The following is a 14,488-nucleotide window of genomic DNA, read 5'->3' on the forward strand; positions in this document are numbered from 1 at the left end:
CACCGCCTCCCTACGACGACGGCGGGTGGTCACCTTTCCTGAAAGGTGGCCACCCGCCGTCGGGCGTTAAAGTCCTTGCTTAAGCTTTGGCGATACCCGTGCGCGCCATGGCATCGGCGTACGCCGCGCGCATGTCCTCCAGGTATTCCTCCTGGCGCGCCGGGGAACCGGCGAAAGCGCGGCCGCTCAGGGAGCGGACCTTGTAGGTCTTCAGGCCGCGGCGCCACAGGAGGGGCACTTCGGTCTTCAGCAGGAGGTTGGCCAGGCGGTTGGCTTCAGTGCCGTGCGCCACGATCACCGAGGCGCGGGGGACCAGGGCCAGGAACTTCAGCAGGGGCTTCAGGCCTGACTGGATCTGGTCCGGAGTGAACTTGCCGTTGACTTCGCCTGGAACGTGCCAGGGGTGGACGTTCCACGGCATGACGAACTCGGGGCGCAGGCCCAGCTTCCACTGGATCCCCAGCATGCGGGTAGCGGCATCCTGGTCTCCAGCCGTGATGAACCCGGACGGATCCATCTCACCGATGTTGGAGTACAGGCTGATGATGCGGGTTTCCTCCACATCGTGCATGGGGTCCACGTAGGGCACCACGGTTCCGGGCTTGGCCTCCTGCAGGGAATCGCACAGTTCGTTGACGGCGGCAACGCTGGGTTCGTAGCGGCGGCTCATGAGCTGTTCGTGGAATGTTTCGGGTGCCAGGGCTGTCATGAAGTGCTGGTTCTCCTGCGGGGATTGATATTGCTTCCACCGGTGAAAACGGGCGCACGGCGGCGCGGATCATCAACGGCGGTTAGTTGGGGTGGGCCGATTCCTGGTCGGCCTTTGCCAGTTTACCAAGCCCGAGGAAACGAAACGCCGGCCGTCCCTTCCGGTGATGGAAGGCACAGCCGGCGCAGCGGTAGGGAAGCAGGCTTACCAGAGGCGCGCTGTGGCGCGGCGGGCGCCCTCGCCCAGGGCCTCCAGTTTGGCGAACGCGATCTGGGGGTGGACGCGCCCGCCCAGGCCGCAGTCGGTGGAGGCGATGACGTTGTCGCGGCCCACGACCTCGGCAAAGCGGACAATTCGGTCTGCCACCAGGTCAGGGTGCTCCACCACGTTGGTGGCATGCGACACGACGCCCGGAATGATCACCTTGCCCTCGGGGAGCTTGGTGTCTTCCCATACCCGCCATTCGTGTTCGTGGCGGACGTTGGCCGCCTCGAAGGAGTACGCGCCCGCGTTGACCTGCAGTACCGAGCCGATGATGTCGGCGAAGGGGATGTCCGTGGTGTGCGGGCCGTGCCAGGAACCCCAGCAGACGTGCAGCCGGATCTGTTCCTGCGGCAGGTCCCGCAGCGCCCAGTTGGTGGCCTCGACGCGCAGCTGGATGAACTTCAGGTAGTCCTCCAGGGACGGTTCGGGATTGATCTGGTCCCAGCTTTCGGCCAGGGACGGATCGTCGAGCTGCACGGTGAGGCCGGCGTCGATGATCGCCTTGTACTCTTCCCGCATGGCATCGGCGCAGGCGTAGACCAGTTCCTCATCCGATGTGTAATACTCGTTGGCCACGCGGGCGCACGATCCGGGGGAGAGGGACGCTATGAAGCCGTCCGAGAGCCCTGCGGCGGCGAGGCCGGTTTTCAGGTTCCTGATGTCCGATGCCACCAGGTCCTGGCCCGTATAGGTCAGGGGCCCGGCGATCTTGGGCTGGGTGACGCTCTTGCGGTGGGCCAGGATGCCCGAGGAGGGATCGTTGTAGGCCTCGTTGAACGCCTGCCTGTCCCGCCGGTCGGGGAAGGAGGTCAGGACTACGTTGCCGGGGGACGAGCGGCGCACCTGCGCATCGGCCCAGCGGTCCACATTGGTTGGCTCCAGGCCACCCAGCCGCGCGAAGGAGTAGTTCCACCAGGCGCCGTAATCCACGGAGCTGGACATCGTGTGCCCGTATTCGCCGTCGTTGGGGATGTCGATGCCGAGGTCCTTCTGGCGCTGGACCACCTCCACCACGGAGGACTCAAGGAGTTCCAAAAATTCCGGGGTGACGCCGTCAGTTTCCTTGGCAGCGTTGGCTGCGATGAGGTCGGGGGTGCGGGGCAACGATCCCGCGTGGGTGACGCGGATATGGTCGGTGTTCAGGGACATGCTGGAATCTTCCTTTCCATCGGTCCTGGCAGTAGCACCTTCGGCCGGCAGGAATCCTGCTGGACCGTGGTTGCTGCGGCGTCATCGAGCCAGGTCTCTCGGCCGCTCCGGATGGTTCACTCTCACATAAATCGACATTCCCGCCTTCGGGCAAGTCTGCGCCGCTTTATGTCGCGGCGGCCGCCTCATGATGGCTTCTAAGCCCCGGGCATACTTACAGCATTTGTTCAGGTTATTGACAGGTTTCGTTAAGCTTGGTTGGCTGAGGTCACATGCTGCCGCCGCGACGGAGCTGGCTGGTGGCACCCAATGCACTCGAAAGAGGTAACGCACTGTGATGAAATCCCTGGCAACTTTCAGGACCATTGCCGCCACCGGCGCACTGGCGCTCGCCGTCGTGGCGGGACCGGCCCCCCTGGCACACGCGGTGGGCGAAGGTCCCAACTACGACGGCAACGGCCAGATCACCACGTCAAAGCTCGCCACCTACGAGCAGATGGTCTCCTTCCTGAAGGACCAGGACGCCCGCCAGCCGGCCATGGAGCTGGAGGTCATCGGGTAGACCGTAAAGGGCCGCGACATCCACTTGGTGAAGTACATCTCGGACCCGGCCAAGCCCACCATCCTGTACCTGACCCAGCAGCACGGCAATGAACAGCTCACCACCGAGGGCGCCATGGAGTTCATTAAGCACCTCGGGACGGGCAAATCGGCGGGCATCCTGGACGGTGTGAACATCCTGGTGGTTCCCATGCTCAACGCGGACGGTGCCATGGGCGACGTGAACTTTTCCCTGGATAACTATCTCGCCAAGGGGGACCGCCACCTCACCCGCTACAACGCCGAGGGCGTGGACCTGAACCGCGACCACGTTGCCAAGATCCAGCCGGAGACCCAGGCGCTGCACAACAACGTCATGCGCAAGTACCGGATCGACTACATGATCGACCTGCACCACCAGGGCACGCGGGCCGAGTGTGACGGCAAGCTGGTGTCCGGTTCCATCCTGTACCCCACCACACCCAACGCCGACCCCGCCGTGGTCGAAAAGTCCAAGCAGCTCGGAGCTGTGGTCTTCAACAATGTCGACTCCACCGGATGGGGCCACCTGGGCAAGTACCAGGGCGGCAGCGCCGAGACCATCAGCCGCAACGGCATCTCCGTGGAGTACGGCATCGCCACCCTGCTCTTCGAGATGCGCGGCATGTCGGACCACTATCTGGACGGCTATGCGCTGGGGCAGCGCAGCAACGGCTACCTGATCAAGCAGACAGTCACCACGCTGACCTCCACGGCCGCAGCCATTGCGGATGGGTCCATTGCCGACGCCGACACCTCCTTCTGGAACACCCTCGCCGAACAGACGTCCCGGCCCGCCGGGGAGGCCGAGGACGAGTAACCGGCCCGGCGCCGCCGCGGTCCTTTTGCAGGAAGGGCCGTGGCGGGCCACAACAGTGGACAAAGTGCCCTATCGGCTAAACTTGGGTGGTAAGAGCCCCGGAACTCTTGCTTCGCTGCGCCGTGCTGCGGCTGGCGAAGGCCGGTATGTTCGGGGCATTCTCATGAACGGCGCTGCACGGGCCTGCCACCTGGTGGCCGGACGCGGGCAGCCCGAACGAATGGGGGAGGATCCCATGCCAGCAATTGTGATCGTAGGAGCCCAGTGGGGCGACGAAGGAAAAGGCAAGGCCACCGACCTGTTGGGCGGCCGTGTTGACTACGTCGTCAAGCCCAACGGCGGCAACAACGCCGGGCACACCGTCGTCGTAGGCGGTGAAAAGTACGAACTCAAACTGCTGCCGGCAGGCATTCTCAGCCCCAACGCTGTTCCCATCATCGGCAATGGCTGCGTGGTGAACCTCGAGGCCCTCTTCCAGGAAATCGACGGGCTCCAGGCCCGCGGCGCCGACACCTCGAAACTGCGGGTCTCCGCCAACGCCCACCTGGTGGCCCCGTACCACCAGGTACTGGACAAGGTAACCGAACGCTTCCTGGGCAGCCGCGCCATCGGCACCACCGGCCGCGGCATTGGCCCTGCCTACATGGACAAGGTGGCCCGCCTGGGCATCCGCGTCCAGGACGTCTTTGACGAATCCATCCTCCGCCAGAAGGTGGAAGGCTCGCTGCGCCAGAAGAACGAACTCCTGGTCAAGGTCTACAACCGCCGCAGCGTTGTGGTGGACGAGATCGTGGAGTACTTCCTGTCCTTCGCCGAGCGGCTCCGCCCGCTGGTGATCGACAGCACCCTGGTCCTGAACACCGCCCTGGACGAGGGCAAGGTGGTGCTGATGGAAGGCGGCCAGGCAACGTTCCTGGACGTGGACCACGGGACCTACCCGTTCGTGACCTCCTCCAACCCCACTGCCGGCGGCGCGTCCGTGGGCTCCGGCATTGGACCCACCCGCATTTCCCGCTCCATTGGCATCATCAAGGCCTACACCACCCGCGTTGGTGCCGGCCCGTTCCCCACCGAGCTCTTCGACGAGATGGGCATGTACCTGCAGAAGACGGGCGGGGAATTCGGCGTCAACACCGGCCGGCCGCGCCGCTGCGGCTGGTACGACGCCGTGCTGGCCCGCCACGCTTCCCGCGTGAACGGCTTCACGGACTACTTCGTCACCAAACTGGACGTCCTCACCGGCATCGAGCAGATCCCGGTCTGCGTTGCCTACGACGTGGACGGTGTCCGGCACGATGAAATGCCCATGACGCAGACAGAGTTCCACCACGCCAAGCCCATCTTCGAGTACTTCGACGGCTGGACCGAGGACATCACCGGCGCCCGCACGCTGGCGGACCTTCCGGAGAACGCCCGCAACTACGTGCTGGCACTGGAGAAGCTCTCCGGAACGCGCTTCTCCGCCATCGGCGTGGGCCCCGACCGGGACCAGACCATCGTGGTGAACGACCTCATCAACGACTAAAAGGTGAGCCCACGCCTGGGCCCATGCCCGAGCTTGCGAGGGCGGGGAGCCAGCGTGGCCTTGCGAGGCCAGGGAACGGGTGGGGATTACGACGGCGGCAGGCCACCTCAGCAGGTGGCCTGCCGTTTGTGCGTCACGGGCCGTGCCCGCGGGGTGGAAAGCAATTTACACAGGCTTAACGCGCACGGTCTTGTGTGGCTGCAACCGCACCGGTGAGACTCGTTAGTACCCCCTGGTGCCCAAGGAAGGATCGTCATGGCCGGAAAATTCGAAGCATTCATCGACGCTGACTCGTTCTTCCGGTTCAGGCTCCTGGCTCCGGACGGGGCCGTAATCGCCGTCTCCGGCCCGTTCGAGGACAAGGCCGCGGTGGTGGCCGGGATCGCCGCGGTGCGCGAATGTGCCGGGACCGGCCTGGTCACCGACCTTTGCCCCGCCGGGACTGTGTCCCGTCCCGTGGCTGTACCGGCTGTGGCTGCCGCCGCTCTTCCGGTGGAGCTGCCCAGCGCCGTCGTTCCCGTTTGCAGCGAGGAGCGCACGCCCTCCACGCTGCACGCTTTCGCGCTGGCAAAGGCGCCGCGCCGGTATGCCACGGCGCCCCGGTGGACACGGGCAGCCACCCGCTGAAAGGCGGGAAACGGTCCTTTGAAAGTTTTTTTGAAAACGCGTAACCCTCCGGGGGACCGGAGCGATTACCCCTATGAAGTGCCGGTCTGGAACCTGTCCCCCATCACGTTCCAGGCCGGCCCTTTTGTCTTTCCGCATGGGCGGCTGCACAGGCCTGGCCCGCCACTGTCCCGTCCCCGGGGCTCCGTGGCGCTTCCGGCTGAGCGGTTACTGGAGGGTAAAGTGGGAGCAGCGTTCCGGATGTACTGAGCGCTTGCCTTGCCACCACCCTCCTTGACGGAAAGCACCACGTCAGTGACCGATGCCCAGACAGATAAGGCCCGGGACCAGCCGGTTTCCGGGGCTGCTGCCTTCAGCCTCGTCTACAAGACATACGCATCACAGGTTCTGGGCTATCTCACGGCCCGGGGAGTCGAGGATCCGGAGGCCGCCATGCAGGAAGTGTTCCTTTCCGTGCTGCCCCGGCTCGATACCGTGCACGGCGGTGAGGCCGGACTGCGGACCTTCATTTTCTCCGTCGCTCACGCACGCATGGTGGACGACCACCGCCGCCAAAGCCGCAGCCCCGTGAAGCTTCCGTTCGAGGCCGGGCTCGACCGGCGCGAAGACACCTCGGCGGAGAAGGAAGCCCTGCAGCGCATCTCGCCCCGGGAAGTCCTCAAGCTGCTGGACGGGCTGCCGCAGGACCAGCGGGAAGTGCTGTCACTGCGGCTGGTGGGAGGCCTCACGGTTGAACAGACGGCGGAGACCATGGAAAAGAGCGCCGGTTCGGTGAAACAGCTTCAGCGGCGCGCGTTGCTGAAACTCCGGGAACTCGCCGCAGTGAAGGAGTATCTCGCGCCATGACATCCGCCTCGGATAACCTCGCCCGCCTTGTTGATGACATGCTCCAGGACGCCGGCTCCGCCCAGGACGCGGAACTTCGTGGCGCCCTGTTCTCGCTCGGCGCCCTGGCATCCCTGCCCGCACCGGCGCCCACCGGCGAGCTTGCCGCGCTGCTCACGGCAGGCGTGCCGTCACCTGTGGAGGACACTGTTCCGACCGGACAGCCTGGTGACCACACAACTGAACAGCTTGAGGAAAAACGCGGTGAACAGCCGGCTGATGAGCTGGCGCGCCGCCGCCGGCGGCACCGACCCACCGCGCTGGGCCTGGTCCTGGTGGCCGGGATGGGGCTGGGTGTCGGCGGAGTAGCCGCCAGTTCCACCCCTTCCGGAAGCAGCGCCGTGGAGCACCTGATGGAAGATTGGGCGCCCTGGAGCGGACCGGCCGGCGAACCGTCGGCCGCCGGCCACGGCTACCGCGCCCCCAAGGTGGCCTCCGACGGAGAACTTACCGCTGCCGGCTCACCTTCCGCGCCCGGTGGGTCCACTGATGCCGCATACCTTGCTTCCCGCCTCCTGCCGGATCCGGCCGGCTCATCCCGCCACACAGGACATGGGCACACCGGTGTCCCGGCGTGTGCCGGTCCGGTCAAACACGATCCCGCTAATGATGCGGGGAAGTGCACGCCCGCGGCCGGGGCTGCATCGCAGGGCGGACGGGTCGGCAACGGCAAAGAGGACGTCGGAGCCGGGGCGGAGGGAACACCGGCAGGGTCCGGGGCAGCCGGTACGGCGAAGGCTGGGCTGCCGGCATCGGACACTCTGCCGGCAGCCGCGGATGCGGCAGGGGCGGCACAGAAGGCTGCAGGCACTGCGGCCGGTGCGGTGCCTGCACCTGTCCAGGGCCCGTCGCAGGGAACTGGCCAGGGAAGCGGCCCAAAGCCCACGGCTCCGGCGAGATAGCCGGCATACGGCAACAGCGGGCCCGGTGGACGGACCCGCTGTTGCCTTATCAAGGCGCCGGTCAGGCCATGACCTGGCGCTTGGAGGAAATCACGCCGGTATCGAAACCAGCCAGGTGGAGTCCGCCGTGGAAGCGCGCGTGCTCGATCTTCACGCAGCGGTCCATCACCACGTTGAGCCCGGCGGCCTCCGCCCCCGCAGCGACGCCTTCGTGCCAGGATCCCAGCTGCAGCCAGAGCGTCTTGGCGCCGGCGGCTACAGCCTCGTCAAGGACGCCCGGAAGGTCGTCGTGCTTGCGGAACACGTCAACAATGTCCGGGCTTTCCGGCAAGTCGGCCAGGGACGGATAGGTGGGCTGGCCCAGGATCTCCTTGACCACTGGGTTGACGAAGTACACCTTGTAGCGGGTGGAGGACAGCAGGTAGGTGGCCACAAAGTAACTGGCCCGCGACGGCTTGTCCGAGGCCCCCACAATGGCAATGGATTTCGCCTGCCGGAGCAGGGCCAGCCGCTCCGGTGCTGACGGACCGGACCAGGTACGTTCCGCGGTGCTCATGCGTTTGCTCCGATCGTGCAGGCGTCTGCAGGTTCTTCAATAACGGCTTCGGCTCCCGCGGCCGCCTGGGACGCCTCGGTGAGTGCCTGGTCCAGGTCCCACAGGATGTCCTCGATGTCCTCGAGGCCTACCGAGATGCGGACCAGATCCTCGGGCACGCCAGCCGATTCGAGCTGGGCAGGGCTCAGCTGCTGGTGCGTGGTGGAGCCCGGGTGGATCACCAGGGTCCGCGAGTCACCCACGTTGGCCAGGTGCGAGGCCAGCTGCAGCGACTCAATGAACTTCCGGCCCGCGGCCCGTCCGCCCTTCACCCCGAAGGAGAAGACCGATCCCGGGCCCAGCGGCAGGTACTTCCGTGCCCGCTCGAAGTGCGGGTGTGAGGGCAGCCCGGAGTAGTTCACGTACGCCACCCGGTCGTCATTCCCCAGCCATTCGGCCACGGCCTGCGCGTTCTTCAGGTGCTCGTCAAGCCGCTGGGGCAGCGTTTCCACACCCTGGAGGAGCTGGAACGCCGACTGCGGGGACAGTGCCGGGCCAATGTCACGCAGCTGCTCGCTGCGGAGCTTGGTCAGGAAGCCGTACTCGCCGAAGTTGCCCCACCAGGAGACGTTGCCGTAGGAAGCCACCGGCTCGGTCATGGTGGGGAACTTGCCGTTGCCCCAGTTGAACCGGCCGCTTTCCACCACCACACCGCCCAGGGTGGTGCCATGGCCGCCCAGGAATTTCGTGGCGGAGTGGATCACGATGTCGGCGCCGTGCTCAATGGGGCGCACGAGGTACGGCGTGCTCAAGGTGGCGTCCACCACCAGGGGGATCCCGGCGTCGTGCGCCACCTTCGCCAGCCCCGCCAGGTCCTGGACCTCCGACGACGGGTTGGCCACCACCTCCACGAAGATCGCCTTGGTGTTCTCCCGGACCGCCGCGGCATAGTCAGCGGGGTCGGTGCCGGGGACGAACGTGGTGTCCACGCCAAAGCGGCGCAGGGTCACGTCCAGCTGGGTCACCGTGCCGCCGTACAGCTGGGAGGCTGCCACGATGTGGTCTCCCGCCTGGGTCAGTGCCGCGAAAGTGATGAACTCGGCAGCCATGCCCGACGAGGTTGCCACCGCTCCGATGCCGCCCTCAAGGGATGCGATGCGCTCCTCGAACGCCGCGACAGTGGGGTTGCCGATGCGGGAGTAGATGTTGCCGTACTTCTGCAGGGCAAACAGGTTGGCGGCGTCGTCAGTGTCTTTGAAGACAAAGGACGTGGTCTGGTAAATGGGGACGGCGCGGGCGCCGTGTTCGGCGTCGGGAGTGCCGCCGGCGTGCAGGGCGCGGGTCCGGAAACCGAAAGTGCGGTCAGCCATCAGACAGCCACCGCCTGCGCAACGGGAGTGGAGGAAAGGTCCAGTTCGGTGCCGTTCCTGCGGGCCAGGTCCGCCTCCAGTTCGCGCACGATCGGCAGGATGTCCTGTCCGAAGGCCGCCACCTCCTCCTGGAAGTGCAGGTATCCGGTGAGGAACAGGTTGACGCCGATCTTCTTGTACTCGACGATCCGCTCGGCGATCTGCTCCGGGGTGCCGATCAGCTGGGTCTTGAAGCCGTCGTTGTACTGCACCAGGTCCTCAAACGTGGAGTCCGCCCACATGCCCTTGCCGTCCTTGGTGGAGGGCCCGGCTTCCTGCACGGCGTCCCGGAAGCCCTGGACAGCAGGCTTGTGCGCCTTCTCGACAATCTCGCGCAGGGTGTCCCGCGCCTCCTTCTCCGAATCGCGGGCAATGACGAAGCCGTTCAGGCCAAACTTCGGCGCTGCCAGCCGTCCCTCGGTGCCGCGGCTGGTTTCGCCGGCGGCGGCCACCACGCCTGCGATGTTGTCCTTGAAACCCTCAAGGTCCTTGCCGTTGGAGAAATACCAGTCGGCCACCCGGCCCGCGGTGGCCTGGGCCGCCGTGGAGTTGCCGCCGAAGAAGATCTCCGGGTGGGCGCGGCCGGGTACCTCAACCGGGGCGGGGTTAAGCGTGAAGTCGGTGATGTTGTAGTACTTGCCGGACTGGGTGTACTCCTTTTCGGTCCACAGGCCCCGCAGGACGTTGATGAATTCCTCGGTGCGGACGTAGCGCTCGTCGTGCTCCAGCCACTCGAGGCCGAAGTTGGTGAACTCGCTCTTCAGCCAGCCGGAGACGATGTTCACGGCGGCGCGGCCGTTGGAGATGTGGTCCGCGGTGATGATGTACTTCGCCAGCACGCCGGGGTGCCACATGCCGGGGTGGACCGCGGAGATCACCTTGAGACGCTCGGTGGCCGCCAGCAGGGCAAGGCTGAAGGAGGTTGCCTCGTGCTGCTTGTCCGCGCCGTAGGATGCGGCGTAGCGGGTCTGGGTCAGGGCGTACTCGAAGCCCGAGTCCTCGGCGATCCGGGCGAGCTTCTTGTTGTAGTCGAAGTCCCAGCCGGTGCGCTGTTCGATGGTGGATACCACCAGGCCGCCGGAGACGTTGGGCACCCAGTACGCGAACTTGAGGGGTTCAGAGAGTCGGGCGACGTTGCTGATCTCGGTCATGAATTTTCCTTTGCTAGGGTCCGCTGGTGCAGGACGTGCTGGATTCCGGCGATCGCCGGCTCGTTCTGGAGTGAGGTGGTATCGCCCAGCGCGGTACCTTCGGACAGTTGGGTGAGCAGCCGGCGCATGATCTTGCCGCTGCGCGTCTTGGGAACATCAGGGACCACGACGACGTCGCGCGGCTTGGCGATGGGGCCGATCTCCCTGGCCACGTGGTTCCGGAGCTCGTGGGCCACATCGCCGGTGATGCCAGCCTTCAGCACCACAAACGCGACCACCGCGTGTCCGGTCTTCGGGTCCGCCACCGGGCAGACTCCGGCCTCCACCACGGCCGGGTGGGACACCAGGGCGGATTCGATCTCAATGGTGGAGAGCAGGTGGCCGGACACGTTGAGCGTGTCGTCCACACGGCCCAGGATCCAGATGTCGCCGTCGGCATCGTATTTCGCGCCGTCGCCGGCCAGGAACCAGCCCTGGTCTGCGTACTTGCTCCAGTACGGATCGAAGTAGCGGCGCGGGTTGCCCCAGACGGTGCGCGCGATGGCGGGCCCGGGGGAATCAACCACGATGTATCCCTGGACGCCCGGCGCAACGGTCTTGCCGCCGTCGTCCACGATCCTGGTGCTGACTCCCGGCAGCGGGCGCGCGGCACAACCGGGTTTGAAGCTGGTGTCCGTGGGCGCGGGGGACAGGATGGTTGCCCCGGTCTCGGACTGCCACCACGTGTCCACCACGGGTGCGGTTCCGGCGCCCACGTTCTCCCGCAGCCAGCGCCAGGCTTCCGGGTTGACCGCTTCCCCCACGGTCCCCAGCAGGCGGATGGAGGACAGGTCATAGGTGTCCGGAACGCCGTCCGGGAACCAGCCCATGAGGGAACGGACCAGCGTGGGTGACGTGTAGTACTGCGTCACGCCGTAGCGTTCAATGATTTCGAAGTGCCGGCCCGGATGCGGGGTGTTGGGGGTGCCCTCGAAGATCACCTGGGTCACGCCGTTGGAGAGCGGGCCGTAGATCTCGTAGGTGTGCGCCGTAACCCAGGCGAGGTCCGCGGTGCACCAGTGCACGTCCTGGTCGCGCAGAGCCGGATCCGGGTTGCTGAACAGGTGCTCGAAACTCCACGAGGCCTGCGTCAGGTAGCCGCCGGAGGTATGCACCAGCCCCTTGGGCTTCCCGGTGGTCCCGGACGTGTACATGATGAACAGCGGCGTCTCGGCGTCAAACGCCTCCGGCTCGTGGACGTCTGAGGCATTCGCGACGACGTCATGCCACCACACGTCGCGGCCTGCGGTCATGGGGACGGCAGCCAGGTTATTGGCAGGGGTGGTGCGGTTGACCACCAGGACGTGCTCGATGGCATTGTCCCCGGCGACGGCGGCGTCCGCGTTGTCCTTCACGGGCACCGCCACGCCGCGGCGGAACTGGCCGTCGGTGGTGACCAGGAGCTTGGCGCCCGTGTCCTCCACCCGGAACTTCAGCGCCTCGGCGGAGAACCCGCCGAACACCAGGGAGTGGATGGCGCCGATGCGTGCCACGGCGAGCGTGATGATGATCGTTTCGGGGATGACCGGGAGGTAAATGACCACGCGGTCGCCTTTGGTGATGCCCAGGGCAAGCAGCGCGTTGGCCGCCTTGGCCACGTCCCGCTGGAGTTCGGCGTAGGTGATGGACCTGCGGTCGCCCGGCTCGCCCTCGAAGTGGAGGGCCACCTTGGCGCCCCGGCCGGCCGCAACGTGGCGGTCAACGCAGTTGGCGGCCACGTTGAGCTTCCCGCCTTCGAACCACGTAATGCCCGGGCCGCGGCCGGCTTCCGGGTCCGCCGGGATCCAGCCGTGCGCGGTGTGCCAGAGGGTTTCCCAGTCCAGGCGCAGCGCCTGCTGCTCCCAGAAGGCAACGTTGTCCGGATGCACCCCCGCGTTCAGGTCAAGGGTTTCGGTGGTGCTCAAGCCCATCGTTTCACCGCCCATTTTTCGGCCAGGCCCAGCAGGGCGTCGGTAATTTTTCCAATCACGGCCAGCATCACAATGGCCAGGAGCAGCCGGTCCGTGCGGCCGTTGTTCTGCGAGTCGATCAACAGGAAGCCCAGGCCCATGGAGGAGGCGATCAGTTCGGCCGCCACCAGGAACAGCCACGCCTGGGCAAGCGCCAGGCGCAGCCCGGAGAACACCGCGGGAACCACGGCGGGCAGCTGCACGGTGGTCAGCAGCCGCACCCCCTTCAGCCCGAACGCGCGGGCGGCTTCCACCAGGTTCCGGTCCACGTGGCGCAGCGCCAGGGACACGGTGGTGAACACGGGGAAGAATGCGCCGATGATGATGAGCGTGACCTTGGAGTCCTCGCCGATCTTCATCCACAGGATCAGCAGCGGCACCCAAGCCAGTGACGGCACGGCGCGCAGTGCGCCGATGGTGGGTGCCAGCAGGGCGTCGGCGAGTTTGGACAGGCCGACGGTTGCGCCCAGGACCAGGCCCAGGACCGCTCCCACCAGGAATCCGATCAGGACCCGCTGGGTGGAAATGGCGATGTGGGTTGCCAGCTCGCCGCGTTCCACGAGCTCGCCCGCAGCGGCCAGCACCATGGCCGGTGGGGGCAGCTGGACCACTGTAAACATCCCGCTGGAGGATGCCACCTGCCAGGCCGCCAGCAGGGCAGCCGGGATAATCAGGCCAAGGGGCAGACGCGCCCAGTTCCTGGAACGGACTCCGGCGGGAGACCATCCCGGTGCCGGAGCGGATGCCGCAGCGGCACCCGTCTGGGCGGCGTCTGCCGTTGTTGCGGTGGCGGCTGCAGCACGCCCGTCCGCAACACTGCTGCCGGTGGTTTGTTGCTCTCCTGGATAGCTCATCAGGAGGCCTTGACGGCTGACGGATCAGCCTTCTTCACCAGCGAGTCGTCGAGAAGGGAGCCCACGGCGTCGTCAATCTGCTTCTGCGTCTTCACGTCACCGGTTTCCACGAAGGTGGGCCCGATCTTCTCCAATACTTTGCGCTGCGCCTCTCCGGGCGCCGGGTCGACATTCAGGTTGCTGCGCTCCAGCACCACGGTCTTGGCCACAGCCAGGTCCAGCCCTGCGACGTCCGCCAGGATCTGGGCGGTCTGGTCCGGGTTCTGAGCTGTCCAGGCGCGGGCCTTTTCGTAAGCATTCACCACGGCCTGGGCCAGTTCGGGCTTGTTTTTGAGGAATGATTCCGTGGCGTTCAGGAAGCCGTACGTGTTGAAGTCCAGGTTGCGGTAGAAGAGCTTGGCGCCCTTCTGCTCAGCCCCTGCCATAATCGGGTCCAGCCCGGACCAGGCCTGGACCGAGCCGTTTTCCAGGGCGGTGCGGCCGTCGGCGTGCTGCAGGTTCTGGACGGTCACGTCGCCGGGCTTCAGCCCGGCCTGTTCGAGTGCCTGCAGCAGGAAGAAGTAGGGGTCGGTGCCCTTGGTGGCGGCCACGGATTTGCCCTTGAGGTCTGCCACGGAGGTGATGTCCGAGCCCGCGGGGGCTACCAGGGCTGCCCACTCGGGCTGGGAGAAGATGTCGATGGTCTTGATTTCCGACCCGTTGGCCCGGGCCAGGAGCGCGGCGGAGCCGGCGGTGGAGCCCACGTCGATGGCGCCGGAGCGCAGGGCTTCGTTGGCTTTGTTGGACCCTGCGGACTGGACCCAGTTCACGGTGACGCCCTGGTCCTTGAGGCTGGCCTCGAGCCACCCCTGCTTCTTGATGACCAGGCTCAGCGGGTTGTACGTGGCGAAGTCGATGTTGAGGGTGCCCCCCTTACTGCTGCCTGCCGCCGCCGCGCTGCCGGAGGAGCCTTCCCCTGCAACGCAGCCGGTGAGTGCCAGGACCGCGGAAGCGGCAAGGGCTGCTGCGCCAAGGACTGAACGGCGGGTGATGGGCAATGCGTGCGGCATGGGTTTCCTTTGGAAGCGGGGATGGAACGGTGTGTAACAGGG

At 66.2% G+C, this 14,488-nt stretch carries 12 protein-coding genes, 1 pseudogene and 1 riboswitch; of the genes and pseudogenes, 5 read left to right on the top strand and 8 right to left on the bottom strand.

Annotated elements, in window-relative coordinates:
• Positions 1-79 precede the first annotated feature (79 nt).
• Both ACTAQI_RS19395 and ACTAQI_RS19400 read right to left on the bottom strand, forming a co-directional pair.
• Positions 80-709 (bottom strand): uracil-DNA glycosylase, encoded by a 630-nt coding sequence (locus tag ACTAQI_RS19395; protein ID WP_457948038.1) that lies wholly within the window; start codon positions 707-709, stop codon positions 80-82.
• Between the two features lie 204 nt (positions 710-913).
• Positions 914-2,122 carry a cobalamin-independent methionine synthase II family protein gene (locus tag ACTAQI_RS19400; protein ID WP_457948039.1) on the bottom strand — a complete coding sequence of 403 codons (1,209 nt, stop codon included), beginning with the start codon at positions 2,120-2,122 and terminating at the stop codon, positions 914-916.
• Positions 2,123-2,135: 13 nt separating this feature from the next.
• A riboswitch (SAM riboswitch) is annotated at positions 2,136-2,240 on the bottom strand.
• Between the two features lie 191 nt (positions 2,241-2,431).
• Between ACTAQI_RS19400 and ACTAQI_RS19405 the strand changes: the two are divergent.
• The 5 genes and pseudogenes from ACTAQI_RS19405 to ACTAQI_RS19425 all read left to right on the top strand — a co-directional run bounded on the left by ACTAQI_RS19405 (position 2,432) and on the right by ACTAQI_RS19425 (position 7,460).
• Positions 2,432-3,521: pseudogene (locus tag ACTAQI_RS19405) on the top strand (M14 family zinc carboxypeptidase).
• Between the two features lie 235 nt (positions 3,522-3,756).
• Positions 3,757-5,046, top strand: a complete 1,290-nt coding sequence (locus ACTAQI_RS19410) for an adenylosuccinate synthase (protein WP_056392225.1) — start codon at positions 3,757-3,759, stop codon at positions 5,044-5,046.
• Positions 5,047-5,301: 255 nt separating this feature from the next.
• Complete coding sequence (locus tag ACTAQI_RS19415) at positions 5,302-5,673, top strand: YegP family protein (RefSeq protein ID WP_457948040.1); 372 nt, start codon at positions 5,302-5,304, stop codon at positions 5,671-5,673.
• 294 nt (positions 5,674-5,967) lie between these two features.
• Positions 5,968-6,519 (top strand): RNA polymerase sigma factor, encoded by a 552-nt coding sequence (locus ACTAQI_RS19420; protein ID WP_457948041.1) that lies wholly within the window; start codon positions 5,968-5,970, stop codon positions 6,517-6,519.
• On the top strand, positions 6,516-7,460 hold the full coding sequence (locus tag ACTAQI_RS19425) for a hypothetical protein (protein WP_457948042.1): 945 nt from the start codon (positions 6,516-6,518) through the stop codon (positions 7,458-7,460). Before ACTAQI_RS19420 ends, ACTAQI_RS19425 begins: the two co-directional genes overlap by 4 nt.
• Positions 7,461-7,521: 61 nt before the next feature.
• Here ACTAQI_RS19425 and ACTAQI_RS19430 read toward each other — a convergent pair whose 3' ends face one another.
• Genes ACTAQI_RS19430 through ACTAQI_RS19455 form a run of 6 tightly spaced genes read right to left on the bottom strand, consistent with a single transcriptional unit; the run spans position 7,522 to position 14,446 of the window.
• On the bottom strand, positions 7,522-8,016 hold the full coding sequence (locus tag ACTAQI_RS19430; protein ID WP_457948043.1) for a CoA-binding protein: 495 nt from the start codon (positions 8,014-8,016) through the stop codon (positions 7,522-7,524).
• Positions 8,013-9,365, bottom strand: a complete 1,353-nt coding sequence (locus ACTAQI_RS19435; RefSeq protein ID WP_457948044.1) for an O-acetylhomoserine aminocarboxypropyltransferase/cysteine synthase family protein — start codon at positions 9,363-9,365, stop codon at positions 8,013-8,015. The genes ACTAQI_RS19430 and ACTAQI_RS19435 overlap by 4 nt, the downstream gene beginning before the upstream one ends.
• Positions 9,365-10,555 (bottom strand): dimethylsulfone monooxygenase SfnG, encoded by a 1,191-nt coding sequence (sfnG, locus tag ACTAQI_RS19440; RefSeq protein ID WP_457948045.1) that lies wholly within the window; start codon positions 10,553-10,555, stop codon positions 9,365-9,367. The genes ACTAQI_RS19435 and sfnG overlap by 1 nt, the downstream gene beginning before the upstream one ends.
• Positions 10,552-12,504 carry an acetate--CoA ligase gene (gene acs / locus ACTAQI_RS19445; RefSeq protein ID WP_457948046.1) on the bottom strand — a complete coding sequence of 651 codons (1,953 nt, stop codon included), beginning with the start codon at positions 12,502-12,504 and terminating at the stop codon, positions 10,552-10,554. Before acs ends, sfnG begins: the two co-directional genes overlap by 4 nt.
• Positions 12,495-13,397 (bottom strand): ABC transporter permease, encoded by a 903-nt coding sequence (locus tag ACTAQI_RS19450; protein ID WP_457948048.1) that lies wholly within the window; start codon positions 13,395-13,397, stop codon positions 12,495-12,497. The genes acs and ACTAQI_RS19450 overlap by 10 nt, the downstream gene beginning before the upstream one ends.
• The gene (locus tag ACTAQI_RS19455) at positions 13,397-14,446 is read right to left on the bottom strand and encodes an aliphatic sulfonate ABC transporter substrate-binding protein (RefSeq protein ID WP_457948050.1); all 1,050 of its coding nucleotides are present in this window, start codon (positions 14,444-14,446) and stop codon (positions 13,397-13,399) included. The genes ACTAQI_RS19450 and ACTAQI_RS19455 overlap by 1 nt, the downstream gene beginning before the upstream one ends.
• Between the last annotated feature and the right edge of the window lie 42 nt (positions 14,447-14,488).

This window comes from Pseudarthrobacter sp. alpha12b (assembly GCF_054130495.1).

Coding starts and splice junctions, on each gene's coding strand:
- ACTAQI_RS19395 (WP_457948038.1), bottom strand. CDS start 709: ATGACAGCCCTGGCACCCGAAACATTCCACGAACAGCTCATGAGCCGC.
- ACTAQI_RS19400 (WP_457948039.1), bottom strand. CDS start 2,122: ATGTCCCTGAACACCGACCATATCCGCGTCACCCACGCGGGATCGTTG.
- ACTAQI_RS19410 (WP_056392225.1), top strand. CDS start 3,757: ATGCCAGCAATTGTGATCGTAGGAGCCCAGTGGGGCGACGAAGGAAAA.
- ACTAQI_RS19415 (WP_457948040.1), top strand. CDS start 5,302: ATGGCCGGAAAATTCGAAGCATTCATCGACGCTGACTCGTTCTTCCGG.
- ACTAQI_RS19425 (WP_457948042.1), top strand. CDS start 6,516: ATGACATCCGCCTCGGATAACCTCGCCCGCCTTGTTGATGACATGCTC.
- ACTAQI_RS19430 (WP_457948043.1), bottom strand. CDS start 8,016: ATGAGCACCGCGGAACGTACCTGGTCCGGTCCGTCAGCACCGGAGCGG.
- ACTAQI_RS19435 (WP_457948044.1), bottom strand. CDS start 9,365: ATGGCTGACCGCACTTTCGGTTTCCGGACCCGCGCCCTGCACGCCGGC.
- sfnG (WP_457948045.1), bottom strand. CDS start 10,555: ATGACCGAGATCAGCAACGTCGCCCGACTCTCTGAACCCCTCAAGTTC.
- acs (WP_457948046.1), bottom strand. CDS start 12,504: ATGGGCTTGAGCACCACCGAAACCCTTGACCTGAACGCGGGGGTGCAT.
- ACTAQI_RS19450 (WP_457948048.1), bottom strand. CDS start 13,397: ATGAGCTATCCAGGAGAGCAACAAACCACCGGCAGCAGTGTTGCGGAC.
- ACTAQI_RS19455 (WP_457948050.1), bottom strand. CDS start 14,446: ATGCCGCACGCATTGCCCATCACCCGCCGTTCAGTCCTTGGCGCAGCA.